This is a genomic window from Zhihengliuella sp. ISTPL4, assembly GCF_002848265.1.
GTDB lineage: Bacteria > Actinomycetota > Actinomycetes > Actinomycetales > Microbacteriaceae > Microbacterium.
Window position 1 is genome coordinate 1,793,534 of sequence record NZ_CP025422.1, and the last position, 22,017, is coordinate 1,815,550.

Genomic DNA, 22,017 nt, shown 5'->3' on the forward strand with positions numbered 1-22,017 from the left:
AATGGAGTCTCGATGCTCGACCGCTCACGTCCCGTCATCGTCGTCGGCCAGGGCTACGTGGGTCTCCCGCTCGCGATGCGCGCCGTCGACATGGGGTATGACGTCGTCGGTCTCGATCTCGACGCCGTGCGCGTCGACGCGCTCGCGCAGGGTCGCTCGTTCGTCGAGGACGTTGAGAGCGCGACGGTGCAGGCCGCCCTGACGTCCGGCCGTTACCGGGCCACGGCCGACTACGCGGACGTCCGCGGTTTCGGGGTCGCGGTCATCACCGTTCCGACGCCGCTCAAGGAAAGCGTGCCCGACCTCTCCTTCATCGAGTCCGCGGCGGCGTCCCTGGCCCCGTTCGTGACCGCAGGGGCGACCGTCGTCCTCGAATCGACGACCTACCCCGGCACGACGGAAGAACTCGTGGTGCCGATCCTCGAGAAGGGTTCGGGGCTGTCCGCGGGCACGGACTTCTTCGTCGGGTACAGCCCGGAGCGCATCGACCCCGGGAACCCGCGCTGGAACTTCGTCAACACGCCGAAGGTCGTCTCGGGCATCGACTCCGCCTCTCTCGCGCGCGTCGAGAATTTCTACGCGTCGCTGGTCGAGCGCACAGTCCCCGTCTCGTCGCCGAAGGAAGCCGAGCTGACCAAACTGCTCGAGAACACCTTCCGTCACGTCAACATCGCGCTCGTGAATGAGCTCGCGGTCTTTGCGGACGAACTCGGTGTCGACGTGTGGGAGTCGATCGACGCGGCGGCCACCAAGCCGTTCGGATTCATGAAGTTCACTCCCGGCCCGGGCGTCGGCGGTCATTGCCTCCCCGTCGATCCGAGCTACCTGTCTTGGCAGGTGCGCCGCACGCTCGGCAAGAGCTTCCGGTTCGTGGAGTTGGCGAACGACGTCAACGAGCACATGCCCGCTTATGTGGTGGAGCGCGTGATCCAACTCCTCAACACCCAGCGCAAGGCGCTGAATGGCTCGACGGTGCTGCTCGCCGGGGTGGCCTATAAGAAGAACTCCGGAGACAGCCGTGAGTCGCCCGCGCTGCGGATCATCCAGCTCCTCGGCGACTTCGGCGCGACCGTGCTCGCCGCCGACCCTTTCGTGGTCGAGGCTCAGTGGCCGCGCGGAGCGGAGCGCCGCGAACTCACCGCGGAGACGATCGACGAAGCCGATCTCGTGATCGTGGTCACCGATCACGACCAGTTCGACTTCGACCTCCTCGAACGCCGTGCCGAGGCGGGCGAGGTCTTGGTGTTCGATACGCGGAACCGCCTCCCCCACGCGAGCGTCCACCGCCTCTGACCGCGAGGCCTCGGGCGGGTCAGCGGCCGCGCACCGCCGAGGCCGTCTCCCAGACATGAGGCGCGCGCGGTCGCGCACGCCATCTCTCGTAGGTCTGGCCCGCGTGGCGTCGGGCCGCCAATCTCTCCTCGCGCGACGATGAGGCCCGCTCTTCGATTCCCCTCGACCAGGGCTCGACGGCGCGGTCGAGAACGAGTCCACCCGCCTCGGAAAGGACCTCGGTCCACGGGGTGAGCGGAGTGACCGCCACGGCACACGACGCCGAGAGGGCCTCTGCGATGACGTGCCCGAAGTTCTCGCCCGCCGTGGGCATGAGGAGCAGCTCGTGCTGCGCGAGCACACTCACGACCTCCTCCGGCGCCACCGGCCCATGGAAGGTGACCGAGATGTGAGGCGGAAGGTCGCGCACGAGCGCCTCGCAGCGACGCACGTAGGCCGCGTCCTCCCGGGAGCCGTACACGTCGAGCCTGACCGGCGCGGCTACCGCCTGGAGCGCACTCAGCGCGATGTGCAGCCCCTTGTGCTCCACGATGCGCCCGAGGAACACGGCACGAAGCGGCCCGTCGAGGGGCGAAGGTTCGGTCGCGGCCAGGGCGAGAAGAGTGTCGTTCTCCCGCTCCACGACGGTCACCGGCTCCCCCCAGGCACGACGGATGTCGGCCGTCTCGTGCGGGGCCGTCGAGTGCCACACCACTCGGCGATGGAGACCGAGGAGGCGGAACAGCCGCATGTAGGCCTGTTTCTTTCCGGTGCGCCGGGAGAGCGCACCGTCTCCGAACTCGCCCCGCGGCGAGACCAGCAGGCGTGCCCGGCCCCAGAATCCCAGCCGCCACAAAAGCACCGGCACGATGGATAATCGCGGGTTCATGAAGCTGTTGAGATGAAGCAGACCCGGTCGCCGCCGCCGGAGGGCGAAGAGCGCTCGCGTATACGCCGCGGGCGACGACAGGGAGGCGTAATAGACGTCGGCGTCCGCATGAGAGATCCACTCGTTGGCGGGCACCGGAAGCGGTTCCGTCTCCCCGAGATCTCGGTCGCCCGTCACGACCAACGGGGTGAACGTCGCCGGAGCGGCCTGCACCAGCGCGGAGATCGACCGCACGGGTCCGCCCCCTCGGAAGGCGGGCGGGTAGAACGGGGCGAACACGCCCACACGAGTCCGCTCGTTCACGTGCGCCGCCGCTCCGATTGTGGATGAGCCGTGCTCATGGCCCCTCTCCGCCGCTGGCGGAACGTCTTCTCGAGGGCCAGATAGAGCAGCACGGGAAGGAAGGACACCAGGAACTGGAGGACACCGATGGTCCGGTCGGGGAAAGTCGAGAACCACCCGAGCGGGCCGCTCAGGAGGAGCCCCATGAGCACGATGCGGAGCACACTCAGGTCGCGCCCGCCGCGCAGCACGATCGCCGCGAGGAGCGCCCAAAAGCCATACCAGAGGACGAGGTAGACGGGTCCGCCGAGGACGTATGCGGTCGTGACGGGAAGGAAGGTGTAGCTGGATGTGGCACTTCCCCCCAGGTACATGTTGATCTTGATTCCGGTGGAGATCGGCGGTCGTTCGGGGTCCAGGGCACGGGGTACGAGGCCGTACCGGACGATCTCGATCGGGCCCGGCTGCCCGAGTTCGAGCGGGATGTCCCGGATCTCCGCGGCACGGGTGATCTGCAGATCGAAACGCAGGCGATCGAAAGCGTCGACATCGGCACTCACGGCGACACCGCTGGACTCTCTCAGCCCGTTGCGGATGTCGAACGCGATCGGCCACGCGATCAGGACGATGAGCAGGGTGACCAGGGCGAAGCGCACGCGGATGATCCCGAAGAGCAACAGCATCATCATCAGACTGGTGGCGAACGTCATCAAGGTCGCGGTGACAGCGGTGAGATACGCCTCCAGCGCTTGCCCGACGACAAGGATGCCGATCCACGACCAGAACGATCGCGCAGAGAGCTGTCGAGCCATCCGGGCTGCGACCAGGAGCGCCGAGCCGATCGTCGGCCAGCCTCCGACGAGCGCCGAAGCCATGGAAAGGGGCGCGGAGACGGCGACGAGTCCGACCTGGGACTGGATCGACCCGATCCCGGCTGCAGCGGACACCACTCCGACCACCACACCGACGACCGTGACGAAGTAGGCCGAGCGCCGCAGCGCCGGCCCGTACGCGTTCAGCCGCTCGAACGTCGCATCGACGTTCGCCGCCGTACGCGCGGCTCGCGCCCGCCGGCCGGAGGACCGCAGTATGCCGACCAGGGCCTCGACGAACACCGCGCCCGCCAGGGCCAGAGCGAGGACACCGATAAGGAAGCCGAGATGCTCGTTCTGATTCCACACCGCCTGCGGCAGGATCAGCAGAACATACGGCAGCGAGAGCGCCACCGACACGGGATACGACAGGAAGAGGCGCTGAAGGCGGGATGGTGACGAGAGGGGCGCGCTCGACGCCTGCTCGGCGACCGGCGCTCCGGATCCCCGCTCGCCTGAGAGTGTCTTCATGGAGAGACCGATCGCCCTTCGCGCGGTTCCGATGCTGAGTGAGGGATGCGGCGACGTCTCCGTCGTCGCGGAGCCTCAGCCGGTAAGCACGAGCGGATCCCCTGACGCCCTAGGATAGTCAGGATTCCGGACCGCCGACAGGATGGTCGCCGCACCACGCATAGAGGGCACACATGAAGAAGGCGCTTGTCACGGGAACGACGGGCCAGGACGGCAGCTATCTTGTGGAGCTGCTGCTGGACAAGGGCTATGAGGTCCACGGCACGAAGCGCCGCTCGTCGTCGTTCAACACGTCGCGCCTGGAGGAGGTCGCCAGGGCCGAAGGCCACCGGCCGTCCGATCTGATCCTGCACTACGCCGATCTCTCCGACTCCGGCTCGCTGACCAACCTCATCCGCGACGTCCAGCCGGACGAGATCTACAACCTCGGCGCGCAGAGCCACGTGGCAGTCTCTTTCGAGATCCCCGAGTACACCGCCGACGTCACCGGTGTCTCCACCATCCGCCTGCTGGAGGCGATCCGCGCGAGCGGCGTCGATTCGCGCTTCTACCAGGCCTCCTCCTCCGAGATGTTCGGCTCCACTCCACCGCCGCAAAACGAGGAGACGCCCTTCCACCCCCGGAGCCCGTACGGCGCGGCGAAGGTGTTCAGCTACTGGGCGACGGTGAACTACCGCGAGGCCTACGGTCTGCACGCCTCCAACGGCATCCTCTTCAATCACGAGAGCCCGCGTCGCGGCGAGACGTTCGTGACGAGGAAGATCACCCGCGCTGTGGCTCGCATCGTCGAGGGCGTTCAGGACCGTCTCGTTCTGGGCAACCTCGATGCCGTGCGCGACTGGGGCTACGCGCCCGAATACGTCGAGGCCATGTGGCTGATGCTGCAGCAGGACACGCCCGATGACTACGTGATCGCGACCGGCGAGGCGCACACGGTGCGCGAGTTCGTGCAGGCCGCGTTCGACCACGTGAACCTGAACTGGGAGGACTACGTCAGCACCGACCCGAGGTACGAGCGCCCGTCCGAGGTTGACGCGCTGATCGGCGACTACTCCAAGGCAGAGCGCCGTCTCGGCTGGAAGCCGACCACCACGTTCACCGGACTCGTGCAGCGCATGGTCGACGGCGATCTGCAGCAGGTGCGCGACGAGAAGGCCGGACGGCACGTGCGGGTGGACATCTGAGCGTGTCCGCCCCTCAGGACGGCGGCTCGGCTCCCGCCCTCACCCTCGACTTCACGTCCGTGAGCCCGGATTCGGGCGGCGTCGGTGTGGTGGCCGCCGGTGTCGCGGAAGGGCTCGCGGCGGCCGGGATCCCGTTCCGCTGCCTCGTGAACGCGGAGGCCGCGAACGCGTGGGCGGAACGGCTTCCGCGGCTACCCGACGCCATCGTCCCGGTGACGATCTCGCTGAGCGCGACGAGCCGGTGGCAGCGAGCGCTGCGTCGCGTGATCCCACGATCATCCCCCCTCGCGCAGGCGCTGATCGGTCGGGTCCGCGCCATTCGCGCCCGTTCCACGGCTGCCACCCTGGGAAACGGGGTCGTCTGGCAGCCGTTCCATCGCGTACCGCTCGGCGGCGGACGCACCGCCGTCACCGTGCACGATCTGCGGGTTTTCGAACCGGGCCTCGCCTCCCCCATGGATCAGGAGATCATCACCCGGAACGTCGACGCCGCGGCGGCCGTCATCTGCAGTTGGGCGCATCCGTACGGAAGCCTGATCGAGCGCTTCCCCGCCGCCGCCTCCAAGACGTTCCTGATCCCGTTGCCCGTACTCAACAGCGGCCCGTGGACCGATCGTCCCACACCGAACAGCGGTCGGCTCCGCCTTCTGCTGCCGGGCTTCGTCACTCCGCATAAGAACCACGAGGTTCTGGTGCGCGCTCTGCCGCGGCTGTCGGGCGCCACGGCGGTTTTCACCGGCGCCGAGGACGGGAAGCAGGGCGAGCAGTTGCGCGCCCTGGCGGCTGAGCTGGGCGTCGCCGACCGCATCGAATGGCTCGGCTTCGTCGACGCCGAGCGTTTGGAGGCGGAGTACGCAGCGGCCGACCTGCTCGTGATGCCTACGCGCTGGGAAGCGGCGAGTGGCCCGGTGTTCGAGGCCATCGTGCGCGGTCTGCCGTTCGTGGCGAGCCGTATCCCGCCGCTCACAGCGCAGCTGGAAACCCTGGGGCTGGCGACCCCGACGTTCGACCCGGACTCACCGGAGGAACTCGTCGAGGCGATCCACTCGGTCCTCGACGATCACGCCGGCATCGTCGAACGGCTCCGACCCCTGAGCGCCGAGTTGCGCGCGCGCACGTGGCAGCAGATGGCCGAGGAGTACCAGCAGGTCTTCGCCTGGGCCGGGGGACGCGGTCCCCGGCCCGACCACCTGAGAAGAGGCGCGCACGCATGATCCCCGTTTCGGAACCCGACCTCGGCGCCCTCGAGCGGAGCTATCTGCTCGATGCGTTCGACAGCGGCTGGATCTCATCGCGGGGCGCCTACGTCGAGCGCGCCGAGGATCTGCTGCGCACGCTCACCGCCGCCCCGCACGCGGCGGTCTGCAGCAACGGGACCACGGCCCTGCACCTCGCACTGCTCGCCGCCGGCGTCGGCGAAGGCGATGAGGTCATCATCCCCGCACTCACCTACGTCGCCACGCTGAACGCCGTCTACTACGTGCAGGCCGTACCGGTCGTGGTCGACGTGCTCGACAGCACCTGGTGCATCGATCCGGCGGCCGTGGAACGCGCGATCACCCCGCAGACCACCGCGATCGTGGCGGTCGACCTCTACGGCCAGACCGCCGACTACCGCGAACTGCGAAGGATCGCCGACGAGCATGGGCTCATCCTCATCGCCGACGCGGCAGAATCGCTGGGTGCAACCCTGGACGGGCGCGCTGCGGGCTCTCTCGCCGACATCAGCACGTTCTCCTTCTTCGGGAACAAGGTCATCACGAGCGGCGAGGGCGGCGCCGTGACCACGCCGCGCGCAGACTTCCACACCGCGATCCTGCAGCTGCGCAACCAGGGCAACCACCCCACGCGCCGATACTTCCACGACATCGTCGGCTACAACTACCGGATGACCAACGTCGCCGCGGCGATTCTCACCGCTCAGCTGGAACGCGCATCCGAGCTGATCGCTCAGCGGCGGCGGGTGGTCGACGAGTACGAGCGGCTCCTGGCAGCGGACGAGCGTCTACGCGGGCAGGAGATCGCTGCCGGGGCCGCCCCCACGCCGTGGATCCACTCGGTGCGCCTCACCGGGCGGTCCGCCGTCGAGCGCGACGCCGTGATCACCGCCCTCGCGGAGCGCGGCATCGAGTCGCGCCCCGTCTTCCCGCTCGTGCAGGACATGCCGTTCGTCCCGGCTGCGCAGCGCACCCCCACTCCGGTGGCCGCTGCGATCTCCCGCGAAGGGATCAGTCTCCCGACGTTCCCCCGCCTGGAGGCTTCCGCGATCGCGCAGGTGTGCCAGGCGCTCCGGGATGTCCTGAGCTCCTTCGCCGACGGCGAGTAGGCGGCGCCGTGGCCAAGGACTTCCTCGGGCCGATCCCCGGCGGCCGACGGCTGGTCTTCGCCGTGGGCGGCAACGGCCTGGTGAGCCTCGCGAGCCTGGCCCTCTCCATCACGATCGCGCGCGCCTCGTCGATCGCGGGCTTCGCGGAGTTCTCCCTGGCGATGGTGGCCTACCTCTTCGGCTCCGGGCTCATCCGCTCGGCTCTCACCGACTCGGCCCTCTCCCGCCCCGCCGACCGCGACACCTTCGTCCGAAGCTTCCGGCGGGCGTCGTTGGTCGCCCTGTTGGGTGCCGTGCTCCTGGTGGTCTGGGCGATGGTGACGGCGAACTTCTTCCTCCTGGTGCTCGGCATCGCGTTCCATGGGCTGCTCGCCTTCGACTTCCTCCGGACCTTCGATTCGGCGGCGGGAGCCGTGGGTCGGGCCATGGTGTCCACCACTTTGTGGTCGGCCCTGACCATCGCTGGGGCCGTGCTCTCGATCGCGGGGGTACTGGACGCGCGGATCGTGTTCATCGTCTGGGCGCTCTCGGGTGCGCTGGCCGGGTATGTCCTGATGGTGGTCGCCCGCACCCCGCTGCTCCCTCGCTGGACACGGCACCGGGAGGACACCGGGGTCAGCGCGCTGTTCGCCCTCGACTATGCGGTGGGCTCCGGTGGCGCCCTGCTCACCACGGGGCTGCTCGGCCTGGTCGACGACGGCCGGATCCTGGGCGCCGTGCGGGGCGCGGGCACACTCCTCGGGCCGCTGAACCTCATCGCCACGACCGCGCGCTCGCTGCTGCTGCCCTTCCTCTCCCGGCGTGATGATGTCCCCGGACGCCAGATCCGCTCCGCCGTGCGGGTCACAGCGATACAGGTCGCCGTTCTGGCGCCTTTCCTCGTCGCGCTGCAGTTCCTTCCCGACGCCTGGGGCGAGCAGCTGCTCGGTGAGACCTGGCAGCTCGCGAGCCTCGCGCTGCTGCCGTTGAGCCTGGAGGCGATCTTCGCGCTGGTCGGCGCCGTCGCGAACTCCGGGCACCGGGTGGCCTTCGCGGGGGGCCGCAGCCTTACTCTCCGGCTGGTGGTCGGCATCCCGCGGCCGTTCATCGTCCTCGCCTGCGCGTACGCCTGGGGGCTCGCCGGCGCGACCTGGTCGATGACCGCGATCTCCGCGCTCAACGCCGTCCTGTGGTGGGCCAGCTACCACCACCTCTCGCGGCGACCGCGCCCGGACGCCCGGTAGACGCGGCTGTCCGCCGCCTCAGCGCTCGGGCGGAAGCAGGAGGCCCAGCCGGCGCCGGTGCGACGGCACCGTCCCGTGGATGAAGCTCACGACGCGCTGAGCCGTGTCGTCGTTACGGTAGTCCGCGGGTGTCTGAGGACGCCGGTCCCGGTCGAGCACGACCCGGACGGCCGCGACCACGCGCTCCGGTTCGACGCCCGCCGTGATGATGGCTCCCGTGTCCACAGCCTCCGGGCGCTCGATGAAATCGCGCAGAGTGACCGCGGGGAAGCCCAACAGGCTCGACTCCTCACTGATCGTGCCGCTGTCCGACAGGACGAGCTTCGCGTCCTGCTGCAGCTTGACGTAGTCGTGGAATCCAAACGGCGGGTGGAAGGTGATGCCGGCGGTCGCCGCATCCTCATCGAGCGCTTCGATTCGCTTGCGCGTGCGCGGGTGCGTCGACACGAGCACCGGAAGCCCGTATTCATCGCGCAGCGTCTGGAGCGCGGCGATCGCGGACGCCAAGCGCGCGGGGTTGTCGACGTTCTCCTCCCGGTGCAGGCTGACCAGGAAGTACTCCCCTTGGCGCAGTCCGGCCCGTTCCACCGCGTCGCTCGCATCGATCTGGGCCCGGTTCTGCTCCAGCACCTCGCGCATGGGCGATCCGGTGAGCAGGATGCGGGACGGATGAAGGCCTTCGGCGAGCAGGTTGCGACGCGCATGCTCGGTGTAGACGAGGTTGTAGTCCGCGACATGGTCGACGAGACGGCGGTTCGTCTCCTCGGGCACGTTCTCGTCGAAGGACCGGTTCCCGGCCTCCATGTGGAACACCGGGATCTTCATCCGCTTGGCGATGACCGCGGAGATGCAGCTGTTCGTGTCGCCGAGGACCAGGAAGGCGTCCGGCCGCTCGGTACGGAGCACGGCCTCGGTCTTCGTGAGGATGGAACCCAACGCGGCGCCGAGCGACGAGGTGTCCGCCTCCAGGAAATGGTCGGGCCGACGCAGCCCGAGGTCCTCGAAGAACACCTCGTTCAGCTCGTAGTCGTAATTCTGGCCCGTGTGCACGAGAATCTGGTCGGTGTGCTCGTCGAGCAGTTTGATCGTGGCGGAGAGCCGGATGATCTCGGGACGGGTCCCGACGACGGTCATCACCTTGAGCTTGTCGGCCATGTCACACTGCCTCGGCAATCGTGTCGGGGTGGGAGGGGTCGAAGATGTCGTTCGTCCAGAACGAGGTGTAGAGCATGTCGTCGCCGATGTTCGTGATGTTGTGAGCCCACATCGTCGGCATATCGACCGCGCCCGGCGCCTCGCCTGACACCTCGAACGACACGACCTCCTCAGAGTACAGGCGGCGCAGCGAGATGCGGGCGCGCCCCTGGAGCACGGTGAACCGCTCGATCTTGCGGCGGTGGAAGTGTTCTCCGCGGGTCACCCCGGGGACCGTCGTCGAGAACGACGACTGTCCTGGTCCGCCGTGCGAGCGGATGATCTCGAAGAAGGATCCGCGGACGTCGGCGTGCCGGGTCAGATCCAGGGGAGCCTGAGCCGGGAAGGTGTACGAGCGGTAAGTGTTGAAGAGGTCGCGGTCGAACGGATCGGACACATCCGGGATCTCTCCCCGCCTGTAGAGGACGGCGTATCCCTGCAGACGCTCGAGCAGGCCGGACACCGTCTCCTGACGCTGAAGAGCCGGCATACCCGAGAGCGGAACAGCACCACGCAGCACATCGGCGGCGTCCTGCGCATGAAGGAGCTCGAGCTCCCGGTCGGTCTCGACCCGCGGGGCGCCGCCCCGCGCGATGAGGTGGCTGAAGGTCGCGGTGACGGCGTTGTAGAACGGACGCCCGTGCTCGCCGAAGAGGTTGGGGAGCGGCACGTCGACGAATTCGGCGCCGACGGCAGACGCGGCATCAGCGAGGATCGCGGCCGCTCGCGCCTTCGCCTCGCCGTAGGCGGAGCCGTTACCGACCTGGATCGAGTTGGCGAACACGACCACGCGCGGGGGCCTCCGGGTCGCGCGCAGCGCCGATGCCAGCTGCGCGGCGAAGGCGACGTTGCCCTGGAGCACCTCCTCCTCGCTGCCTCGGTTCACCCCGGCGACGTGCACGGCCCGGTCCACGCCGTCGAGCGCCGACACGGCCGCGGCCTCGTCGTACGCGTCCCCGAGCGGGATGCGCGCGACGGCGACGTCCGCTTCCTGGAGCGCGGCGCGCAGATGCCAGCCCAGGAAGCCCCCGGCACCGGTGACCGCGAAACGGCTCACACTGCGCCCGATCCGTCGGGGAGTCCCGCGGCACGGAGCTCCGCACGCACCTCCGGCAGCGTCAGCAGCAGCTCCTCCACCTCGGTGATCGACATCTGCTCGACCGTGTGCGAGTCGTAGTCCTCGAAGCGGCTCTGCGCGACATCGCCCTCCTCGAAGTACACGCTGTAGTTCAGGTCGCGGTTGTCGGCGACCACCCGGAAGTACTCGCCCATGTCCCGGGCGCGCGACAGTTCCTCCCGCGTCGCGAGCGCCTCGGACAGCTTCTCCGCATGGCGGGTGCCGATGATCTCGATCTTCGCGTCGGAGCGGAAGAGGTTGAGCACGGCCTGGGCGAGGGTGCCGATCGACGTCGCCTTGGCTTTGCGGACGAAGAGGTCGCCCTGCTGCGCGTTCCGGAACGCGAACTCGACGAGATCGACCGAATGCGCCAGCGACATCATGAAGCGGGTCATGTCGGGGTTGGTGATCGTGATGTTCCCGCCGGACTTGATCTGGCGGATGAACAGCGGGATGACCGAGCCGCGGGAGTACATCACGTTGCCGTAGCGCACGCACGAGACCGTCGTCGCCGTGTTGGGGTTGTTCAGGCCGTGTGACTGCGCGACCTTCTCCATGAGGGCCTTCGACATGCCCATCGCGTTCACCGGGTACACGGCCTTGTCGGTGCTCAGCGCCACGACGGAGGAGACGCCGTTGCGGTCGGCGGCGCGCACCACGTTCTCGCTTCCGTGCACGTTCGTGCGAACGGCCTCCATCGGGAAGAACTCGCACGACGGGACCTGCTTGAGCGCGGCGGCGTGGAAGATGAAGTCGACGTCCCTGGTGGCCCGCTCGACGCTGTCGTAGTCGCGCACGTCGCCGACGTAGAACCGCAGGCGTCCGTCCCTGACCTCGTGTCGCATGAGGTCCTGCTTCGCCTCGTCCCTGCTGAAGATGCGGATCTCGGCGACGTCTCGTTCGAGGAGCTTCCTGGCCACCGTGTGGCCGAACGAGCCCGTTCCGCCCGTGACCAGGACGCGGGCACCGTCGTACGAGTGGCTCATCATCTGCTCGTTCCTTTCGCGGCTGCCGTGAGGAGCCCCTCGATGCTGGATATCCCGGAGTCCCGGGAGAAGTGCCTGTCGTACAGCTCGCGCCCTCGTCGCCCCATGGCGGCGCGGTCGGCTGCCGGGAGGGTGGCCGCGGCACGGAGAGCGGCCTCGATCGAGCCTACGTCTTCGGCGTCCGCGGTCAGCCCTGCCGATGCGTCGTTCACCAGCGCTCGGACATCGCCCTGCACGGTGGTCACGACCGGAAGCCCGGCCGACAGCACGGCCTGGAGCTTGGAGGGGATGGTGCCGCGGAAGACGGGCCTGTCCCTGAGGGAGACCAGGGCGTAGTCGGCCCGGGCGTAGACCTCCCGCATCCGCTCGCGCGGGACCGGGTCCAGGAAGTGGACGTTCTCGGCGCCCAGGGAGTCGACGAGCGCGCGGAGGGCCGGCTTCGCCACCCCGTCGCCGACGATCGTCAGTCGCACCCCCGCATCCGCAGCGGCGTGGGTCGCCCGGACGACGGTGTCGAGATCCTGCATGTCGCCGACATTGCCCGCATAGACGATCTCGGCGCGCGGAGCCTCCGCGGGAGGCAGTGTCGAGGTCACCGTCTCGCCGGCGTCGGCCCAGTTGTACACGAGGTGAGCGCGGTCCCTCGGAACTCCCCGCGCAGTGAGCGTGGCCACCATGGTCGGCGCGATGCCGATCACGCCGGCCGCCCGCCCATATGCGCTCCGGAGCCAGGGATCGAGCACGCCGGACACCAGACGGGACGCGCGGCCGCCGGCCACGAACGAGGAGCCCACGATGGAGTCCGGCCAGAGGTCTTGCACGTGCAGCACATAGGGGGTGCCGCCCATCGCCCGCCAGAGCCAGGGCCCGAAGCCCGCGGTCATCTGGGTGGCGTACACGTAGATCACGTCAGCGCCGCGGCCGAGGCGGCCTGCGGTCGCGGAGCTCAGCGCGAAGGACACGTAGTTGAGCATGCGCTTGACGGCGCTCGGCGAATGGTCGGCGAAAAGGGGGACGCGGTGCACGGCGACCGCGCCGTCGGCCTCCGTGTGGCGCCAGCGCTGACGGTAGCCGGGGAAGATCCGGCCCGACGGGTAGTTCGGATACGCGGTCAGCACCTTCACCTGGTGGCCCCGTGCCGAGAGGCCCTGCGCGAGGTCGGCCGGGAGTGGCACAGCCTCCGGCGGGTAGTACTGCGACACGATCAGGACCCTCATGCGGGGTCCCCAATCGCCACCGGGCGCGCGGGCACTCCGACCACCGTCGCCGCGGGGGCGACGTCTCGCGTCACGCACGCCGCGGCTCCGACGGTGGCGCCGGCCCCCACCGTGAGCCCCTGGAGGACGACGGAACCGGCGCCGAGCAGGACGCCCGACTCGACGACGACGTTCCCGGAGACGATCGCCCCCGGGTTCACGGAGACGAAGTCGGCGAGCGCGGCATCGTGACCGATGACACTGGCCGGGTTGAGGTGGACGTGTGCGCCGATGTCGACGTTGGTCGACACCTGCACCCCTGCCGTGATGACGGCACCCTCGCCGACACGCGTCTGAGTGCCGATCACGGCTGACGGATGGACGAGCGTGGCGGCGCGGAAGCCGGCGTCGTGCAGAGAGGCGGCGATCCTGCGGCGCACCGCGGGCGCACCGATGCCGACGACGAAGCGCTCATCACCGCGCGCACCTGCCCGCCATTCCTCGAATGTGCCGAGCAGGGGCACATCGCGCGCCGCGAGTCGCTCGCGGTCGAGGTCACGGGCGCCGGGGTCGATCACGCCGACGAGCTCGAGCGCGGCGCCGCCGGCGATCAGGGCCGCCACGACGTCCAGCGTCTCCCGGCCGAATCCGCCGGCCCCCAGCACGATGATGCGCTCAGTCATGCGTCTCTCCGAACTTCGCCATGGTCGCCTGTCCCTCTGCGGTGATCCCCTCGCGGCGCCACACCGCACCGATCGTGGCGACCACGATGCGAAGGTCCAGCCCGATGCTGCGCCGATCCACGTATCGCACGTCCTGGGCGAAGCGCTGCTCCCAGGTCACGGCGTTGCGGCCCGTGACCTGCGCAAGACCGGTGATCCCTGGCCGCACCTGATGCCGTCGCGCCTGCTCGGGAGTGTAGCGGTCGAGGTACTCGACCAGGAGCGGACGAGGTCCGACGATGCTCATGTCGCCCCGCAGCACGTTCCACAGGCTGGGCAGCTCGTCCAGGCTGGTCGCCCGGAGGCGTGCCCCGAACGGGGTGAGACGGTCGGCGTCGCTCACCCAGCCGCGCGATGCGTCCACCGCCCGCATGGAGCGGAACTTGTACAAGGTGAAGATCCGGCCGTGCCTCCCCGGGCGGGGCTGCGCGAACAGCACCGGCCGCCCGAGCCGCACGGCGACCAGAGCCGCCGTCGCGACGATCACCGGAGACAGCAGGACCAGGGCGACGGCCGCGATGAGGATGTCGAGGCCGCGCTTCACGATGTCGTACGCCTGGCGACCGGCGCTCATCGGTCCAGGAAGCCGCGGATCGCGGTCACCACGCGCGCCCGCTGGTCGTCCGTGAGGGCGGAACCGCTCGGCAGGGTCAGTCCGCGCGCGAACAGTGCGTCCGACGCTCCGGAGATCCGTCGACGGTTCGCCGCGAAGACGGGCTGCGCGTGCATCGGCTTCCACAGGGGGCGACTCTCGATGTCGTCATCCGCGAGCGCGGCGGCGAGCGTGGACGGCTCCCATCCGGTCACCGCGGAGTCGACGAGGATCGACGTGAGCCAGACGTTGTCGGCATCGTCACCTTCCGCGCCGAACACCTCGACGCCGTCGATGTCGGCGAACAGGCGCTTATAGAGCTCCCGCATCTCCCGCCGCCGCGCGATCATCGCGTCGAGACGGGCGAGCTGCGCCCGTCCCAGGGCCGCCAGGAGATTGCTCATCCGGTAGTTGAAGCCGATGTCGGTGTGCTCGTAGTGCACGACCGGCTGCCGCGCCTGCGTCGCGAGGTACCTCACGTGCTGTGCGAAACCCTCGTCGTCGGTGAGCAGCATGCCGCCGCCCGACGTGGTCATGATCTTGTTGCCGTTGAACGACACCACCGACGCGCGTCCGAAGCTCCCGGCCGGGCGCCCGGCGTGTGCGGCACCCAAAGACTCGGCGGCGTCCGCGAGCACGGGAACATCGAACTCGTCCGCGACCGCCAGGATCGCGGTGTAGTCGACGGCCTTGCCGAGGAGGTCGACGGGGACGATGGCCGCCGCGGTCTCTCCCGCGTCGCGGAGCTCGATCAGCGCGTCCCGCAGCAGGGCCGGGTCCATGTTGCCGGTCCGCGGATCGGCGTCGATGAAGTAGGGCTCCGCACCGGTGTACGTGATCGCGTTCGCCGTGGCGGCGAAGGTCATCGACGATGTCAGGACCACATCCCCCGGCCGCACCCCGAGCGTGAGCAGACCGAGGTGCAGCCCTGCGGTGCCCGAGCTCAGCGCGACGCCGTGCGCGACGCCGACGCGGTCTGCCAGCTCGCGCTCGAACGCGTCCACATCCGGTCCGAGGGGTGCGATCCACCCGGAGCGCATCGCGGCGACGACGGCCTCCTCCTCCTCCGCGCCGACGTCCGGGGACGACATGTAGATCCGTGTGCTCACAGCTCGGCCACCTGTCCCATCTTCACCGAGGCAATCGTGACCGTGTCGTTCTCGCGGGGCGTCGCGAACATCCGGCGCATCCAGCCTTCCTTGTCGAGGCGGTCGGGCGTGATCGTGTCGGCACGCGTATGGGAGACCTTGGGGTGGAACGGACGCTCGAGAGTCTCTCGGGAACCGACGAGCTCCTCATGCAGCTTCTCGCCCGCGCGCAGTCCGGTGAAGACGATCTCGATGTTCTTGCCGGACATGGCGATCATCCGCTTCGCGACCTCGAGGATCGACACCGGCTCCCCCATGTCGAGGATGAGAACCTCACCGGCGCGGCCGATGCCGCCCGCCTGCACGACGAGCTGGCACGCTTCCGGGATGGTCATGAAGTACCGTGTCGCCTCGGGATGGGTGACGGTGAGCGGCTTTCCCTCGGCGATGAGCCGCTGGAACGTCGGGAGCATCGATCCGCGGCTGCCGATGACGTTGCCGAAGCGGACGGAGAGGTACCGCATGCCGGTGTCCTCGCCGGCCCAGGCGGTGAGCTTCTCCGCGACGCGCTTGGAGTGTCCGAGCACGCTGGTGGGGTTGGCCGCCTTGTCCGTGGAGATGTTGACGAACGTGCTCACACCCGCGCGTCGGGACGCATTGAGTACGTTGAGCGTGCCGATGACGTTCGTCTTCCAGGCTTCGTCGGGGTATTGCTCGAGCATCGGCAGGTGCTTGAGCGCGGCGGCGTGGAAGACCACCTCCGGCCGGCGTTCGTCGAAGATCCGCTCGAGCGTCGCCGTGTCGCGGATGTCGGCGAGCACGACGTCCTGCGTGTCGAGCAGCCCGTGACCGGCGGTGCCGAGCTGCGCGAACTGCAGCCCGGTCTCGTCGCGGTCGAGCATGATGAGCTCGCGGGGGCCGAACTTCGCGAGCTGCCGGCACAGCTCGGCGCCGATCGAGCCGCCGGCGCCGGTCACGAGCACGCGACGACCGGTGATGTACCCGGCGATGAGTTCGACGTTGGTGTCCACCGGGTGACGGCCGATGAGATCCTCGATGCTGATGTCACGCAGGTCGGTGAGCGCCCGCCGACCTGAGGTCATCATCTCGATGCTGGGGGTGACCGCAACGCGCAATCCTGCGGCCTCCGCGCAGTCGGTGAGCGCACGCAGCAGCGCGCTGTCCGCCCGGGCGATGGCGATCACGGCGAGCGTCGCCCCGGTGCGTGCGCGCGCGGCGGCGATGTCCCGCGTGGTGCCGATCACCGAGACCCCGCGCAGGCGCAGGTTCCGCTTATCGGGGTCGTCTTCGAGGAGTCCGACGGGCCGGATCGGCGACAGCGGATCCGTCGTCATGTTGGCGAGAAGCTTGTCGGCGACGAATCCGGCTCCGATGATGAGCGCCGGCTCGGCATCCACCCCGGGTTTTCGCGAACGCTCGATGACGAGCCGCGCCACGTACCGCACGCCGAACATGAGCAGCAGCACGAAGGGGAAGGCAAGGAGCAGCGTCGCGCGGGGTATCCCGATCAGCGGGCCGAGCGGGAAGACGACGAGCGACAGCGCGAGCGCTTCGGCGACGACGATGAACGCCAACGTGCGGACCTCATCGAAAGACCCGTACGTGAATCGGCCGCGGTACAGCGCTGTCGCGAAGCCGAGGATGATCTGGATGGCTCCGGCGACCACCGCGAGGATGCTGGTCGCGATCCACCCCTGGGCGTCCATCTGGAACTCGAACCGGAGCGCCACCGCGAGGACGACGCCGAAACTCCAGCACGCCCCGTCGACCAGCGCGGCGAACCGACGACGGCGCCGTTGCTTCACCGACGCCTGCGAGGGCGACCGGGGCTCTTCGGCCTCGCCGCCGATCGTGTATGCGTCGCTCACGACAGTTTGCTCCCCCGCATTTTCTCCACCTGTATGCCATGGTCTCACAGGAAACGAGAAGGTCAGTGCGTTACGGGCTGCCCTCGCCGTCCTGCGTGTCGGGCTCCGTGGGAGCGGGCGACTCCACCGGGTCCGGCGGAGTGGTGCCGCCGTTCTGCGGGTTCTGCGGGAAGTTCGGCTGCTGTTCCTCCGTTCGACGGTCGGCCTCCTCGCGCTCGGCCCGCAGCTGGTCGTCCACCAGGGCACGGAAAGCATCGCGATACGCCGCGTACGCCGTCTGCCCCTCCGCGGTCCACGGGTCGGCGGCGGCGGCGACCCCTGCCGTCTGTGTCACGGCCACGCGGAAGGACTCCTCGGCCCCCGGCCGCTCGTCGGTCGCCGACTCGGCGGAGGGGACGAACGAGTCGGCGAAGACCGCCAGCACCGGCGCTGCGGCCGGCCGCAGCGCATCGAGGGTCCCGCGCACCGCGCGCATGTCGGCGGTCGCCCTGTCGAGGGTCTCCAGCCGCTCCTGGGCCGCATCGATCGCGCCGCCGACCTCGACCAGGGAATCCTCGTCCACCTCTCCGCGCCGGTACTCGGTCGGCGCCTCGGGGACGTCGATCGCGGCCAGACCGGCGAGATACGTTTCGAGCGCCGCGACCGCGGCCTGACGAGGCGAGGGGTCGGTCACGTCGAGCACGGCGCTCTCCGAAGAGAGCGGGTCAGGGATGGTGGCGGTGTCGAGCAGAGCGGCCCGCAGCGCCGTCACCTCCGAGGTCTGCGCCGCGATGTCGGAGATGATGCCGTCCCGGGTCGCCGTCAGCCCCTGATGCGCGTTCTGGATAGTCGCCTCGTCGGCCTGGAGGGACTCGAGCGCGCTGGCCGCAGGGCTCGCTGTCGCGGCCTGGATCCCGCCGACCGTGACCGCGGAGATGACGGCGATTGCTGCGAGCGCGGCGGCGGACATCGAGAGCGGATCGAGCCGCCGACGGCGACGCGGAGCCTCCCCAGCGACCGTGGGCGCGACGGCGGCGAAGGGGACCGCGCTGCGGGCGGCCGCCTCCGCACGGCGGGCGAGCTCCCGCGTGTCCGCCACGGCAGCAGCGCGGGGCGACCGGGAGCGCGGGGCCCCGACGAGCGCCCGCAACCGCGCTCCGGACGCCGCCTCGCGCGCGGCGGGCGTCTCACGGTCCGCGCGCGGGCCGTCGGGGAAGAGTTCGTCGAGAGCCGTCATGCCACCTTCAGGGAATCGGTAGTCTCAAGAGAACATACCGCCGAACCGGCCTGACCATGCGGGGAGACCGATGCAGCTCCAGGACTATCTTCGGATCGTCCGACGGCAGATCGTCGTCATCGTCTCCGGGCTGCTCATCGGACTCTCGGTGGGCGCGATGGTGGCGATGCTCACGCCGCAGCGCTTCGAAGCATCGACGCAGATGATGGTCACGGTGCGATTGTCCGAGACGGCCTCCCCCACCGAGCGCGCTCAGGCCACCGGCTACGCCACCCAGATCGTCCAGACCTACCGCGATGTCGTGACGAGCTCACTCGTGCTCGACCGCGTCATCGAAGACCTCGCCCTGTCCGCATCGCCTTCGGACATTGCCGCCGCCACCTCCGTCTCCTCGGAGCTGAACAGTACGATCCTCTCCATCCAGGTTCGCGACACGAATCCCGGCCAGGCCGCGCGGATCGCGAACGGCATCGCCGAGAGCTTCACCGCCGTCGTGGCCGACACTCTCGAGAACCGTGGTCAGGAAACGCCCTTCTCGATCGGTGTCGTCACCCTGCAGACGGCGCAGGTGCCCACGACACCGGTCGCGCCGAACATGCAGCTCTCCCTGGCGGTGGGCGCGGTCATCGGTCTCGGCATCGGCCTAGCGGTGGCGCTCCTGCGTTCCCTGCTCGATCAGCGCGTACGCACGCAGGCGGACGTGGAGGCGGCCGTGCCCGCTCCCCTCCTCGGCCGCATCCCCTTCGACACCGACACCGGAGAGCGACCACTCGCCATCAGCTCGGCCCCGCAGAGCACCAGAGCCGAGGCCTACCGTGCCCTTCGGACGAACGTGCACTTCCTGTTCCGGGAGAACCGCGGCGTCTTCGTCGTCACGAGCTCGGGGCCCGGCGAGGGCAAGTCGACGACGGCGGCCAATCTCGCTCTCGCGTTCGCCGATGCCGGGCATCGGGTCGCCCTCATCGATGCGGACCTGCGGCTCCCCCGAGTCTCAGAGTACTTCGGGATCGAGGGCGGCGTCGGCCTCAGCGACGTGCTGGTCGGCCGGGTCCGCCTCAACGACGTCATCCAGCGGTGGGGGCGCAGCGCGCTGTTCGTGCTTCCTGCGGGCACCGTGCCCCCGAACCCTGCAGAGCTGCTCGGCTCGTCGGCGATGGAGGAACTCGTGCAGGCGGCCTCCGCCGCCTTCGATGTCGTCATCATCGACGCACCGCCTCTGCTTCTCGTGACGGACGCCGCCGTCATCGCCCGAGTTACCACCGGAGCGATCCTCGTGGCCGCGTCGGGCAGCACGCCATCCGGGCGGCTGTCGGCGGCAGCCAAGAGCATCGAGGCCGTCGGGGCCACCGTCCTCGGCACCGTCCTCACCAAGGTGCCGCTCGGGCGACGGGATGCCGCCGCACAGGCCTCGGCCGCGGCCGGAGCCGCGCGATGACGAAGACGTGGGGCGCCACTCGTGCGTTCTGTGAGAATATCGGCATTTGACTCCGCGGCTCACCGACGACCGGGAGCTGCCCAGCAACAGAAAGAACCGCCGCGTGGAACTTCGCGACTATGTGCGCATCCTGCACCGCAACTGGATCATGATCCTGGTCCTCCTCGTCCTCGGTGTCGCGGGAGGCGCCGGATATGCGGCGCTGCAGCAGCCCACCTACGTCGCCTCGACGCAGCTGTACGTCTCGGTGCGCACGGAGGGAGCCGCCACCGGCGACCTCGTGCAGGGCACGACGTTCGCGCGGCAGATGGTGACCAGCTACGTCGATGTGGTGAGCACGGCCCTCGTACTCGACCCGGTCATCCAGGAACTGGATCTGGACGAGTCCGTCACAGGACTGAGCCGTCGCGTCACCGCCACGACGCCGTTGAACACCGTCCTCATCGATGTCAGCGTGACCGACGGGAACGCAGCCAGAGCGGCGCAGATCGCGGACGCCGTGGCCGCGAGCTTCCAGAGCGCGGTGCAGAACACGCTGGAGCAGCCCGCCGCCGAGGGCGCGGTCAGTCCCGTACAGATCACGGTGACCGAGCCGGCGGAGGTCCCCACCTCGCCGGTGAGCCCGAACACGCGCTTGCTGATCGCCCTCGGCGGCATCATCGGTCTGGCTCTCGGCGTCGCGGCTGCGGTGCTGCGTACCGTGCTCGACAACCGCATCCACACCCTCCATGATATCGAGGCGCTCACGGATCGTCCCGTACTGGGCGGCATCGCGTTCGACCCCGAGGCACCGAAGCGTCCGCTGATCGTCCACGCCGATCCCCGCAGTCCCCGCGCCGAGTCCTTCCGCAGCCTGCGGACGAACCTGCAGTTCCTGAACCTCGACAGCGGTCCGCGCATCTTCGTCGTGTCCAGCGCCGGCCCCGGCGAGGGCAAGTCGACGACGACCGCCAACCTCGCCATCGCCCTCGCGGAGACCGGGGCGCGGGTCGCGCTCCTCGACGGTGACCTCCGTCTTCCGCGCGTCGCCGACTACATGGGCGTGGAGGGCGGCGCCGGCCTGACAGACGTGCTGATCGGGCGGATGGATGTGGCGGACGCCCTCCAGAAGTGGGGCCGGAACGACCTGTACGTCCTGCCCAGCGGCCAGGTTCCGCCCAACCCCAGTGAGCTGCTCGGCTCGGCGGCGATGGACGACGTGCTGCAGGCGCTGGGCGAGTACTTCGACTATGTCCTGATCGATGCTCCACCACTGCTCCTCGTGACGGACGCCGCGGTCCTCGGCACCAAGACGCGGGGTGTGATCCTCGCCGCCGCTTCGGGGAAGACCAAGAAGCAGGAGCTGTCCGGCGCCGTCCGCGCCCTCGAGAACGCGGGCGTGCAGCTGCTGGGCGTCGTGGTCACGATGCTGCCGACGAAGGGTCCGGACAGCTACGGCTACGGCGCGTACACCTACGGCTCGACCCACGGGCTCGACGGCACGCAGTCAACGAAGGCCACGGCGAAGCTCGGGATCCGGAAGGGCAGGAGGAGCGCCCCGAAGAAGCGCACGACCGCCCGTGCCTGACGCCGACCCTCTCGACCCCTCAGGCCTTCGGCGACGCCACCCGGAACACCACGCCGTGGTAGAGCACGAAGCGCAGCAGCACGACGATGACGATGCTGACGAGGTTCACCGCGTTGAGGGCGACAGCGCCCGGCGTGCGGTCGAGCACGGCAGCGACGGCCTCCACGCCCACCCAGACCAGCGCCGCGCCGAGCGCCGTGCACACGGCGTTCGTCGCGAGGAACAGCAGCACCTCGGCGGTCCGCCCGCGGCGGTCGCGATGACGGAACGTCCACTCGCGGTTGCCGATGTACGCGTTCACGAGGGCGACGAGCGACGCCGTGATCTTCGCGGTCACGACGTCCCATCCCCACACGAAGACCAGGAGGTTGAAGACGCCGACCTCGATGAGGGTGCTCAACGCGCCCACGACGAGGAACCGGCTGCCCACACCGGCGAGGCGGCGCAGTCGCGAGGGAGGATTCATGGCTCAACTAGGCTACTTGCTGAGCAACCC

General features: G+C 69.3%; 19 protein-coding genes and 1 pseudogene. 8 read left to right on the forward strand and 12 right to left on the reverse strand.

From position 1 onward, the window contains the following. The first annotated feature begins 12 nt into the window (after nt 1–12). Nucleotides 13–1,293 (forward strand): nucleotide sugar dehydrogenase, encoded by a 1,281-nt coding sequence (locus tag CYL12_RS08585; protein WP_101847236.1) that lies wholly within the window; start codon nt 13–15, stop codon nt 1,291–1,293. 19 nt (nt 1,294–1,312) lie between these two features. On the opposite strand, the gene CYL12_RS08590 is transcribed toward CYL12_RS08585, so the two are convergent. After that, nucleotides 1,313–2,464 (reverse strand): glycosyltransferase family 4 protein, encoded by a 1,152-nt coding sequence (locus CYL12_RS08590; RefSeq protein ID WP_158297128.1) that lies wholly within the window; start codon nt 2,462–2,464, stop codon nt 1,313–1,315. Next, nucleotides 2,461–3,786, reverse strand: a complete 1,326-nt coding sequence (locus CYL12_RS08595; protein WP_101847238.1) for a hypothetical protein — start codon at nt 3,784–3,786, stop codon at nt 2,461–2,463. Before CYL12_RS08595 ends, CYL12_RS08590 begins: the two co-directional genes overlap by 4 nt. Nucleotides 3,787–3,959: 173 nt before the next feature. On the opposite strand from CYL12_RS08595, the gene gmd reads away from it, so the two are divergent. From gmd to CYL12_RS08615, 4 genes are read left to right on the forward strand one after another with little or no spacing between them, the layout of a single operon-like run. Next, nucleotides 3,960–4,970, forward strand: coding sequence for a GDP-mannose 4,6-dehydratase (gene gmd / locus CYL12_RS08600; protein ID WP_101847239.1), 1,011 nt, complete (start codon nt 3,960–3,962; stop codon nt 4,968–4,970). 2 nt (nt 4,971–4,972) lie between these two features. Next, on the forward strand, nt 4,973–6,184 hold the full coding sequence (locus CYL12_RS08605; RefSeq protein WP_101847240.1) for a glycosyltransferase: 1,212 nt from the start codon (nt 4,973–4,975) through the stop codon (nt 6,182–6,184). Continuing rightward, entirely contained in the window at nt 6,181–7,296 is a 1,116-nt protein-coding gene (locus tag CYL12_RS08610) for a DegT/DnrJ/EryC1/StrS family aminotransferase (RefSeq protein ID WP_101847241.1), read from the forward strand. Before CYL12_RS08605 ends, CYL12_RS08610 begins: the two co-directional genes overlap by 4 nt. Nucleotides 7,297–7,304: 8 nt before the next feature. Continuing rightward, nucleotides 7,305–8,519, forward strand: coding sequence for an MATE family efflux transporter (locus CYL12_RS08615; protein WP_101847242.1), 1,215 nt, complete (start codon nt 7,305–7,307; stop codon nt 8,517–8,519). Between the two features lie 18 nt (nt 8,520–8,537). On the opposite strand, the gene wecB is transcribed toward CYL12_RS08615, so the two are convergent. Beyond that, complete coding sequence (gene wecB / locus CYL12_RS08620) at nt 8,538–9,674, reverse strand: non-hydrolyzing UDP-N-acetylglucosamine 2-epimerase (protein WP_101847243.1); 1,137 nt, start codon at nt 9,672–9,674, stop codon at nt 8,538–8,540. Between the two features lie 333 nt (nt 9,675–10,007). On the opposite strand from wecB, the gene CYL12_RS17540 reads away from it, so the two are divergent. After that, complete coding sequence (locus CYL12_RS17540) at nt 10,008–10,082, forward strand: phage DNA packaging protein J (protein ID WP_353615398.1); 75 nt, start codon at nt 10,008–10,010, stop codon at nt 10,080–10,082. 157 nt (nt 10,083–10,239) lie between these two features. Here the strand turns inward: CYL12_RS17540 and CYL12_RS17545 are convergent. The 8 genes and pseudogenes from CYL12_RS17545 to CYL12_RS17415 all read right to left on the reverse strand — a co-directional run. Continuing rightward, a pseudogene (locus CYL12_RS17545) lies at nt 10,240–10,770 on the reverse strand (NAD-dependent epimerase/dehydratase family protein); the annotation flags it as partial. Continuing rightward, nucleotides 10,767–11,819, reverse strand: coding sequence for a polysaccharide biosynthesis protein (locus CYL12_RS08630; RefSeq protein WP_199399092.1), 1,053 nt, complete (start codon nt 11,817–11,819; stop codon nt 10,767–10,769). The gene CYL12_RS08630 and the pseudogene CYL12_RS17545, both read right to left, overlap by 4 nt. Next, nucleotides 11,816–13,033: a glycosyltransferase family 4 protein gene (locus CYL12_RS08635; protein WP_101847245.1), complete on the reverse strand. Its 1,218-nt coding sequence runs from the start codon at nt 13,031–13,033 to the stop codon at nt 11,816–11,818. The genes CYL12_RS08630 and CYL12_RS08635 overlap by 4 nt, the downstream gene beginning before the upstream one ends. Continuing rightward, nucleotides 13,030–13,695 carry a NeuD/PglB/VioB family sugar acetyltransferase gene (locus CYL12_RS08640; protein ID WP_101847246.1) on the reverse strand — a complete coding sequence of 222 codons (666 nt, stop codon included), beginning with the start codon at nt 13,693–13,695 and terminating at the stop codon, nt 13,030–13,032. Before CYL12_RS08640 ends, CYL12_RS08635 begins: the two co-directional genes overlap by 4 nt. Then, the gene (locus CYL12_RS08645; RefSeq protein WP_158297129.1) at nt 13,688–14,308 is read right to left on the reverse strand and encodes a sugar transferase; all 621 of its coding nucleotides are present in this window, start codon (nt 14,306–14,308) and stop codon (nt 13,688–13,690) included. Before CYL12_RS08645 ends, CYL12_RS08640 begins: the two co-directional genes overlap by 8 nt. After that, the gene (locus CYL12_RS08650; RefSeq protein ID WP_101848738.1) at nt 14,305–15,417 is read right to left on the reverse strand and encodes a DegT/DnrJ/EryC1/StrS family aminotransferase; all 1,113 of its coding nucleotides are present in this window, start codon (nt 15,415–15,417) and stop codon (nt 14,305–14,307) included. Before CYL12_RS08650 ends, CYL12_RS08645 begins: the two co-directional genes overlap by 4 nt. A 14-nt stretch (nt 15,418–15,431) precedes the next feature. Continuing rightward, nucleotides 15,432–17,303: a polysaccharide biosynthesis protein gene (locus CYL12_RS08655; protein ID WP_233486691.1), complete on the reverse strand. Its 1,872-nt coding sequence runs from the start codon at nt 17,301–17,303 to the stop codon at nt 15,432–15,434. Between the two features lie 70 nt (nt 17,304–17,373). Beyond that, nucleotides 17,374–18,519, reverse strand: coding sequence for a hypothetical protein (locus tag CYL12_RS17415; protein WP_233486692.1), 1,146 nt, complete (start codon nt 18,517–18,519; stop codon nt 17,374–17,376). A gap of 70 nt (nt 18,520–18,589) precedes the next feature. Between CYL12_RS17415 and CYL12_RS08660 the strand changes: the two genes are divergently transcribed. Both CYL12_RS08660 and CYL12_RS08665 read left to right on the forward strand, forming a co-directional pair. Further along, nucleotides 18,590–19,954, forward strand: coding sequence for a tyrosine-protein kinase domain-containing protein (locus tag CYL12_RS08660; RefSeq protein ID WP_101847248.1), 1,365 nt, complete (start codon nt 18,590–18,592; stop codon nt 19,952–19,954). A gap of 103 nt (nt 19,955–20,057) precedes the next feature. Continuing rightward, complete coding sequence (locus tag CYL12_RS08665) at nt 20,058–21,521, forward strand: tyrosine-protein kinase domain-containing protein (protein ID WP_101848739.1); 1,464 nt, start codon at nt 20,058–20,060, stop codon at nt 21,519–21,521. Nucleotides 21,522–21,540: 19 nt separating this feature from the next. On the opposite strand, the gene CYL12_RS08670 is transcribed toward CYL12_RS08665, so the two are convergent. Next, on the reverse strand, nt 21,541–21,987 hold the full coding sequence (locus CYL12_RS08670; protein ID WP_101847249.1) for a GtrA family protein: 447 nt from the start codon (nt 21,985–21,987) through the stop codon (nt 21,541–21,543). Nucleotides 21,988–22,017 lie beyond the last annotated feature (30 nt).